The organism is Serratia sp. (in: enterobacteria) (assembly GCF_046715635.1).
Taxonomy (GTDB): Bacteria; Pseudomonadota; Gammaproteobacteria; order Enterobacterales; family Enterobacteriaceae; genus Chania.
On sequence record NZ_JBKJYW010000491.1, the window covers coordinates 1 to 8,870 of the forward strand.

The following is an 8,870-nucleotide window of genomic DNA, read 5'->3' on the forward strand; positions in this document are numbered from 1 at the left end:
GTCCACCACCTGGGCGCTGGCTTCCGTCAACTTGAGGCTATAAAGAGTCGGGACAGAAACCCAGTTATCCCTGGTTTGCGTAACAGCGTTGGCCGCCACCACCGACTTGATCCCCTTGCCTAATACCAGATGCACCTTGCCGCCATGGTCCAGCGCTTTCAGTGGCTCCGAATGTATCCAGGCATTAAGTTTTTTCTCGTCATAAACCAGTGAGAAATTGAGTTTCTTTTCAGATTTGGCGTTCGCTTCCACCAACCCCAGGGCGATCTGCTTTTCGAAGCTGGCTACATCTACTGGCGCATTGAATTTTACATTAAAAATAGCGCTGCGCTTTTGCGGATCCTGTGGGTCCTGATAATACTCGGCTTGCCCAAGTTGATAGTCAAAAGCCGGGGCACTAAAGCTGTAGTTGGTGTTGGCAAGCTTGATTTGCGGGGCCAGCAGCACGGCAGGCTCGAGCTTAACCTCATATTTGCTGCCCATCGGTAATGGGCTTTTCGGCGTGAAGACCAGGGTCCAGGCATTATTCCACTTCCACTGCCCTTCGAGGGGCGGGCTGATGGAGATGCCTTTTTCCACGACCTTGCCGGCATCGGTCAACGGTGCCACGGAGTTTCTAAAGGTGAGGATGACCTGCTGTGGCGCAGATTTCTGCACAGCATAGTTAACCGGCTCAGGATCGGATACCCGCACGCTGGTTTCCTGGTACACCATCGGTGCCGGTTCAATCGGCTGTGGCCGATTCAGCCACCAGTGCCATCCATAGAAGGCACCACCGGCGGCGCACAACAGCACCAGCAACGACAGGCTAATGGCTTTGGGATATTTGTCTACCCCACCTTCCAGACGCAGGAAGCCGCGCTTCACCCCGCCAGATACCGCTGCCCACCAGGCAGGTGCATTCCAGTTCAGGTTGCCCACCACCGGCTTGAACAGCCGCCCCAACAGGCCAAAAATCAGGGCCAACAGGCGGAACAGGCCTTTGATCAACGTAAAAGGCAAACGGAGGATAAACTTCAGCAAATCCATGATTGCAGCACCTTTTTAATCCTTGAAAACACCCAGAGAGACAACATTCCCAACGCCGGAACCTAAGCAACTGACAGGCTGCACCCATTCCAGTAATTAGTGACAATATCAACACAGTAAGAAAAATGGCCTAGGGGACAAATAGCCCGGCATAGAAATGAACCATCGCCAATAACAGCGCCGGGCCGCCTAGCGCGATCGCTGAACAACCGAATCTATTTTGTCTGAGCATGAGAAACCCTCCTTGGTGACTCGCGGCAATGCACTCATTATCTACTAGTTCCACACGGAGGTGGAAACTCTATTTTAGCCATACTGCGTGAATTGCGCATTGTGGGCGCAGCATGCGGCGCCCCTACGGTCGAGCATGCAGGTCTAACTTACAGCGCGATTAAAGCTCGATATTGAGCAGTGAATCCAGTTGTTGTAGCAACACCAGCAGCGGCAGGCAGTTCGGCTGTTTATCCTTCAACGCTTCTTCAAAATAGGGGGTGATGGCAAAACGCGTTGGCAGTGGCGCATTAGCATCGAGCAACGCATGCATTCGTGGCAGCAGTACCCACTGCAACCATTCTTCGGCCTGCATGCTGTCGATGCAAAAAGGTTCCGTGCTGGCAAAAGCCTCGGCTTCCGGCGGCATCAGTTGCCACAGCGCCAAATCACGCATGGATTGTTCAATCGCCTGTAAATTATGGCGAACCTGGTTGGATATACTCATCGACATTCCCGAACAATTTATCCCCGTCATCTTTCAAGCTGCGGCGTTGTTACCTGCGCTTACTCACCCCAGTCACTTACCCAAAAGTAAGCTCCTGGGGATGAGTAAGCTTGTCGCCTAGCCATAACTTGAAATCTATAGGGTATAGGTATGTAAAATCAGCCTATGGCTGAGAGCCGCAAAGCATAACATTTAAGCCCAAAGCGCCCAATTTTATCTGGTGGCCCTACGCCTGGCACGGCACAATACGCGCACCCAAAAATCACACATGATAAAAGACATGCCCGCAACATTACTCAATAAAAATCACGCTACGCCCGGTAAAGCCATGCTGGCTTCGGTAACCGGTTATGCTATGGACGGCTTCGATCTGTTGATACTCGGCTTTATGCTACCGGTGATCACCACTGAACTGGGTCTCACCTCATCACAAGCCGGTTCGCTGGTGACCTGGACATTGATCGGCGCAGTGATTGGCGGCGTGATCTTCGGCCATCTCAGCGACCGTTTTGGCCGCATCCGCGTACTGACTATCACTATCCTGATGTTTTCACTGTTCACCGGCCTGTGCGCCGTTGCCGTCGGCTACTGGGATTTGCTCGCCTATCGCACTCTGGCGGGGATTGGGCTGGGCGGCGAGTTCGGCATTGGCATGGCGTTGATCGCCGAAGCCTGGCCCGCAGAGAAACGCAACCGCGCCTCGGCCTATGTGGGCATGGGCTGGCAGCTCGGCGTGCTTGCCGCGGCCTTCCTCACCCCGCTGTTGCTACCTTATATTGGCTGGCGTGGCATGTTCCTGGTTGGCCTGCTGCCGGCGCTGGTTTCCTTCCTTATTCGCCGGACCATGGGCGAACCCAAAGAGTTTACGCAGCAGACAACCAGCGAACAGCAACTCTCCTTTACTCACCGATTAAAGCTGCTATTTAAAGATCGCGCCACCAGCAAGGCCAGCCTGGGGATCTTTATCCTCTGCTCGGTGCAGAACTTTGGCTATTACGGGTTGATGATCTGGATGCCGACCTATCTGGCTAAAAACTTTGGCTTCTCGCTGACCAAATCCGGCGTCTGGACGGGAGTCACGGTGATCGGCATGACCTTCGGTATCTGGCTGTTCGGCGTATTGGCCGACCGTTTTCCCCGTTGGATCATCTTTGTCATTTACCAGGTTGGTGCCGTGGTGATGGTCATAAGCTATGCGCAGCTCACCGATCCCACGCTGATGCTGTTTGCGGGTGCACTGATGGGGGTGTTTGTTAACGGGATGATTGGTGGCTACGGTGCGCTGATTTCTGACACCTACCCGGTGCAGGCTCGCGCTACGGCACAGAATATCCTGTTCAATCTGGGGCGCGGTGTTGGAGGGTTAGGGCCATTGGTGATCGGAGCCCTGGTCACTCAGGTTTCCTTTACTGCCGCCATCAGCCTGCTGGCTGCTATTTACCTGTTGGATATTTTCGCCACGCTGTTCCTGCTACCGAAGAAACAAATCACGGGCGATACGTTGGGGGCTATCGGGTAAACCTTGAAGGGAAGCCAGGCAGGATTTGCTGTCTGGCCTTTGCTCCAGACAAAAATTTGGGGGCACTGCGTTAACAGTGCCCCCGGTTCGTTTTATAGCTAATCCCGCTACAAGTGTGCTCCCTGCTCAATCCCTGAAAACTTTTCCCTTCGGCCATCCTGACCAAAACAATCCTTCGCAAAATCCTCTAGCATCGTCCTGACGCGGTTCCTCGGCCTTCCTGACCCACCAACAATCCTGTGCTGGCTCTCTATCTCCGTCCTGGAGGTGTCCCTGGTTTCAATCCTGAAACATCCTGTGTATCATCCTGATACCAATCCCTTCCACTCTTCCTGAGTGCATCCCTTTCTTCTTCCTGAAGCTGCATCATCCTGACGCTTTCCTGCTCCATCCGGCTTCCTTCCGGTAGACATAAGATCGCTTATTTCCTTTCCCTTCACAAGGGCATGTAGGACGGATTACAGCAAATTTGACTTACCCCACATTGGCATAATCATATAACAAATTGATATATATGATTAATTAGTAAAAAAAGACCCACTAAAGTAAAAAATTAAGAGCGATCTCTCACAGCTTTTGTAAGAGATCTCTCACACGCACTCAAGACAAATTAGCCGATTAATTAACCCTGGGGCGTAAAGCATTGAGAAAATCCCCCAAACAGGCGGCTAATAGCGTGCGTTTTTTGCTGCCAAATTGCTCAAGCAGCACGTTGCCGCTGACATTACACAGCGACACCACCGTCATTTCCGATTCTGTGGTCGCCAGGAACAACGTAGGCGAAAGCTTAAGGCGTTTTTGCGTCACCAGATGCCCAATCAGATTCTCCTGCAGCCGAATAAAGTCGTCTTCACTCCAGACCTGCAATAGCGTCAACGGATGCTCGCCAAACTGCGCACTCATATCCCCGGCATATTGTTGGATATAGAAGGTGTGGATATCCGGCTGTAGTTGCAGTTCCAGCGCCTGCTCCACCTTTTCCAGGCTAGCCGCTGGCGTAAAAGGCTGCGGCAGCCACAGCACCGTATCATCGCGATTTTCGACAATACAGGGGGAAGCCACGCCGTACAGTTCCTGGCTAGCCGGGGCATGGCCGTACTGCCGTTGCCATACGTCGACATAGCGCTGGGTAAATTCACGCAGGGCGTGCGATACATCATGGTCCATATTTTTTCTCGCATACGGTAAACTGGTGCCTATTGTACCTATCTCACACCAAGGTGACAGCTCATGTCCTCCTATCAAGATCATCAGGCTCTGGCGGCACTGACGCTGGGCAAACCAACCGCATACCGTGACAGCTACGATGCCTCACTGCTACAAGCGGTTCCTCGCAGTATGAACCGGGAGCCGCTGGGGCTTTATCCCGATAACCTGCCGTTCCACGGTGCCGATATCTGGACGCTGTATGAACTTTCCTGGCTCAATGCCAAGGGGCTGCCGCAGGTCGCGGTGGGAGAAATCAGCCTGAATGCCAACAGCGTCAACCTGATCGAGTCCAAAAGCTTCAAGCTCTATCTCAATAGCTTTAACCAAACCCAGTTCCCGGACTGGGAGACGGTGCGCAGCACGCTACAACGCGATCTCGCCGCCTGTGCGCAAGGGGATGTCAGCGTGAGCCTGTTCAGCGTCGATCGGCTTGAAGGCATCCCTATCGCCCGGTTGGAGGGCGAATGCCTCGACCAGCAAGACATCAGCATTGATCACTACGAGTTCGATGCTGGCTACCTGGAAGGCGCAGCCGGGAGCCAAATCGTTGAGGAAACGCTGGTCAGCCATCTGCTGAAGTCCAACTGTCTGATTACCAACCAGCCCGATTGGGGCTCGGTGCAAATCCGCTATCGTGGTCCGCAGATCAACCGTGAAGCCCTGCTGCGCTATCTGGTTTCGTTCCGTCATCACAACGAATTCCATGAACAGTGCGTTGAGCGGATCTTTAACGATCTGCTGCGTTTCTGCCAGCCGCAACGGTTGAGCGTTTACGCTCGTTATACCCGACGCGGTGGCCTGGATATCAACCCTTGGCGTAGCAATGTGGCATTCGAACCGTCACACGGCCGTCTGGCCCGCCAATAATGCTCAACAACTGAGCTAACAGGCGGTTTGTATTGGTAAAAATCCGGGGACGGCGGTAAGGTTAATTCAAGAGTGCCCGCTTTTTGCTCAGGCATTCCAGTAGGCAATACAAAATTCTTACCGCAGTGCGCAGAGGCAGGTAAGGATTATTATCGCCCTATTTATGGGCGCAAAGGAGTTACCTTGATTACACATATCAGCCCACTTGGCGCTATGGATTTGTTGTCGCAGCTGGAAGTTGACATGCTGAAGCGTACCGCCAGCAGCGACCTGTACCGTTTGTTCCGTAACTGCTCCCTGGCGGTGTTAAACTCCGGCAGCCAGACCGACAACAGCAAACAGCTGCTATCGCGTTATGAAAACTTTGATATCAACGTGCTGCGCCGTGAACGCGGCGTAAAACTGGAGTTGGTGAACCCGCCAGAAGAGGCTTTCGTGGATGGCCGTATTATTCGTTCACTGCAGGCCAACCTGTTTGCGGTGCTGCGCGATATCCTGTTTGTCCACGGCCAAATTGACAGCGCCGGGCGTTTCCAACACCTGAATTCGGAAGACTCCATTCATATCACCAATCTGGTGTTCTCCATCCTGCGTAATGCCCGCACGCTTCACCTCGACGAAGACCCGAATATGGTGGTGTGCTGGGGTGGCCACTCGATCAATGAAAACGAATATCTGTATGCCCGTAAGGTCGGTAGCCAACTGGGTCTGCGCGAGCTGAATATCTGTACCGGCTGTGGGCCAGGGGCGATGGAAGCGCCAATGAAAGGGGCCGCCGTCGGTCATGCGCAGCAGCGCTACTACAACAGCCGCTTTATTGGCATGACCGAACCTTCGATCATTGCCGCCGAGCCGCCGAATCCGCTGGTTAACGAACTGGTGATCATGCCAGATATCGAAAAACGTCTGGAAGCCTTTGTGCGTATCGCGCACGGCATCATCATTTTCCCTGGCGGGGTCGGTACTGCGGAAGAACTGCTGTATCTGCTGGGCATTCTGATGAACCCGGAAAACAGCGAGCAGGTACTGCCGCTGATCCTCACCGGGCCGAAAGAGAGCGCCGATTACTTCCGCGTGCTGGACGAATTCATCATGAATACGCTAGGCGAGGAAGCCCGCCGTCACTACACCATCATCATCGACGATCCGGCCGAAGTGGCCCGTCAGATGAAAAAAGCCATGCCGCTGGTGAAAGAAAACCGCCGCAATACCGGTGATGCCTACAGCTTTAACTGGTCGATCCGTATTGCACCGGACCTGCAGCTCCCCTTCGAGCCCAGTCATGAAAACATGGCCAATCTCAACCTGTACCCGAATCAACCGGCGGAACAGTTGGCTGCGGCCCTGCGCCGTGCGTTCTCAGGGATTGTGGCGGGTAACGTGAAGGAGAACGGCATTCATGCCATCGAACAGTTCGGCCCTTACAAGCTGCATGGCGATCCGTTGATGATGAAGCAGATGGACAGTCTGTTGCAGGGCTTTGTCGCCCAGCACCGGATGAAGCTGCCGGGAACTGCCTACGTTCCTTGCTACGAGATTGTAGCCTGATCATCACCTCTGGGCGGCGTCATAACCGCCCTTATTTTTCTGACGTTGTTGCCTTCACTCTATGGATTTCAAGCTGTAGCTAGGCGACAAGTGCGTTCATCTCCAGGAGCTTAGTAAGCTAAGTGACTGGAGTTGACGCACGCAGGTAACAACGCTACAGCTTGAAAGACGACGAGTATATGCCTATACATTTACTGATTGTCGATGCTCTGAATTTAATCCGCCGCATTCATGCGGTGCAGGGGTCCCCTTGTGTCAATGCTTGCAAGCATGCGCTACAGCAGTTGATTCAACACAGCCAGCCCACCCACGCCGTGGCGGTATTCGACGAAGACGACCGTAGCGAGAGCTGGCGCCATCAAATCCTGCCCGATTACAAAGCCGGACGCTCGCCAATGCCGGAAAACCTGCATCAGGAAATGCCGCAGTTGCGTGAGGCATTTGCCGAGCTCGGGGTGGCCAGTTGGCATTCCGCAGGCAATGAAGCGGACGATCTGGCTGCGACCCTGACGGCAAAAATTGCCGCTGGTGGTCACCAGGTGACGATTGTCTCCACCGACAAAGGCTACTGCCAGCTACTGGCACCCAGCGTACAGATCCGTGACTACTTCCAGAAACGCTGGTTGGACATGCCATTTGTGCAGCAAGAGTTTGGCGTGTTACCACAACAGCTCACGGATTATTGGGGGCTGGCAGGCATTGGTAGCAGCAAGATCCCAGGCGTTGCCGGTATCGGGCCAAAAACGGCAGTATTGCTGCTGCAACAGATGGGGAGTCTGGATGGTCTGTATCAACACCTGGAACAGGTGCCGGAGAAGTGGCACAGCAAGCTGTTAGAGCATCGCGAACTGGCCTATATCAGTAAACAGGTCGCCACCTTGCGTACCGATCTGACGCTGGACGGCAACCTGCAACAGTTACGTTTGCCAAAAAGCTAAGGGCGCTGCCAGCAGCAACGCCCTTAGATCTTACTCGCGCTCGTCGCGGCGGCCAGGAATGGCCGACCACATGCGGCGCACATGCACGGTGACCTCTTCACGATCGTGGTACAGCTGCTTGGCGTGGATCTCTGCGCTAATTCCCTCGTTGGCCAAGGCTTCGTGGATACTTTGCAAGTTCTGAGCCACCTCTTCGTAGCGCTTCTTCATCGGCAGCTTCAGGTTAAAGATCGCCTCACGGCACCAGCCTTTGAGCAACCATTGGATCATCAGGCTGGTAACCTTTGCCGGCTTCTCGACCATATCGCACACCAGCCAGTAGTTTTTGCTGGTGGTCGGTTCGAACCTGAAGCCATCGGCGCGGTGATGGGTCACCTGCCCGGTATCCATCAGGCTCTGGGCCATCGGGCCGTTATCTACCGAATGCACCATCATGCTGCGTTTGACCAACTGATAGGTCCAGCCGCCAGGGCAAGCCCCCAGATCGACCGCAAACATCCCGCTACCTAAACGCTCGTCCCATTCGTCTGCCGGGATGAAAACGTGGAAAGCCTCTTCCAGCTTCAGCGTAGAGCGGCTTGGCGCATCGGACGGGAACTTCAGGCGTGGGATCCCCATATAGAACGGGGAGTTGTTGTTGCTGTAGGAATAGCCCACGTAGCAACATCCCGGCGCGATAAAGAATACGTGCACCACCGGGCGGGAGGCGTTCTCACGAGCCATCAGCACTTTCTGTTCACGCATCGCGCTACGCAGCGGTACCGTCAACTTGCGACAGAATTTCAGCAGCTCTTTGCTTTCGTTGGTATCCGGCACTTCTACCCGTAATTCACCGCCGCGATCGACTACCCCCATCAGCATGCCGACAATCGGTGAAACCCGATCTTCCGGCGGCAAATCACGCAGCAGTTCTCACACCACCAACATCTGGCGGGCAAAGATCAGCTCACGGAACGGGATTTCTTTCGCCAGGCGATCGGCATCGTCCGGCTGGTAGCATTCAAACAGCACATAGCCGCTATTGTCCTTGACCCTGGCAAAG

Annotated in this window: 6 protein-coding genes and 2 pseudogenes; 4 read left to right on the forward strand and 4 right to left on the reverse strand. The window is 54.2% G+C overall.

Annotated elements, in window-relative coordinates:
* Positions 1 to 1,029: pseudogene (locus ACLQ7H_RS24975) on the reverse strand (alpha-2-macroglobulin family protein); the annotation flags it as partial.
* Positions 1,030 to 1,420: 391 nt separating this feature from the next.
* Positions 1,421 to 1,747 (reverse strand): YqcC family protein, encoded by a 327-nt coding sequence (locus tag ACLQ7H_RS24980; RefSeq protein ID WP_411754990.1) that lies wholly within the window; start codon positions 1,745 to 1,747, stop codon positions 1,421 to 1,423.
* Between the two features lie 280 nt (positions 1,748 to 2,027).
* On the opposite strand from ACLQ7H_RS24980, the gene ACLQ7H_RS24985 reads away from it, so the two are divergent.
* On the forward strand, positions 2,028 to 3,266 hold the full coding sequence (locus ACLQ7H_RS24985) for an MFS transporter (protein WP_411754991.1): 1,239 nt from the start codon (positions 2,028 to 2,030) through the stop codon (positions 3,264 to 3,266).
* 618 nt (positions 3,267 to 3,884) lie between these two features.
* On the opposite strand, the gene syd is transcribed toward ACLQ7H_RS24985, so the two are convergent.
* Entirely contained in the window at positions 3,885 to 4,433 is a 549-nt protein-coding gene (gene syd / locus ACLQ7H_RS24990) for a SecY-interacting protein (RefSeq protein ID WP_411754992.1), read from the reverse strand.
* A gap of 63 nt (positions 4,434 to 4,496) precedes the next feature.
* On the opposite strand from syd, the gene queF reads away from it, so the two are divergent.
* The 3 genes from queF (at position 4,497) to xni (ending at position 7,828) form a co-directional block, all read left to right on the forward strand.
* Positions 4,497 to 5,342, forward strand: coding sequence for an NADPH-dependent 7-cyano-7-deazaguanine reductase QueF (queF, locus tag ACLQ7H_RS24995; protein ID WP_411754993.1), 846 nt, complete (start codon positions 4,497 to 4,499; stop codon positions 5,340 to 5,342).
* Between the two features lie 183 nt (positions 5,343 to 5,525).
* On the forward strand, positions 5,526 to 6,890 hold the full coding sequence (gene ppnN / locus ACLQ7H_RS25000; protein ID WP_411754994.1) for a nucleotide 5'-monophosphate nucleosidase PpnN: 1,365 nt from the start codon (positions 5,526 to 5,528) through the stop codon (positions 6,888 to 6,890).
* Positions 6,891 to 7,069: 179 nt separating this feature from the next.
* Positions 7,070 to 7,828: a flap endonuclease Xni gene (xni, locus tag ACLQ7H_RS25005; protein WP_411754995.1), complete on the forward strand. Its 759-nt coding sequence runs from the start codon at positions 7,070 to 7,072 to the stop codon at positions 7,826 to 7,828.
* Positions 7,829 to 7,858: 30 nt separating this feature from the next.
* Here xni and rlmM read toward each other — a convergent pair.
* Positions 7,859 to 8,870 (reverse strand): annotated as a pseudogene (rlmM, locus tag ACLQ7H_RS25010) (23S rRNA (cytidine(2498)-2'-O)-methyltransferase RlmM); the annotation flags it as partial.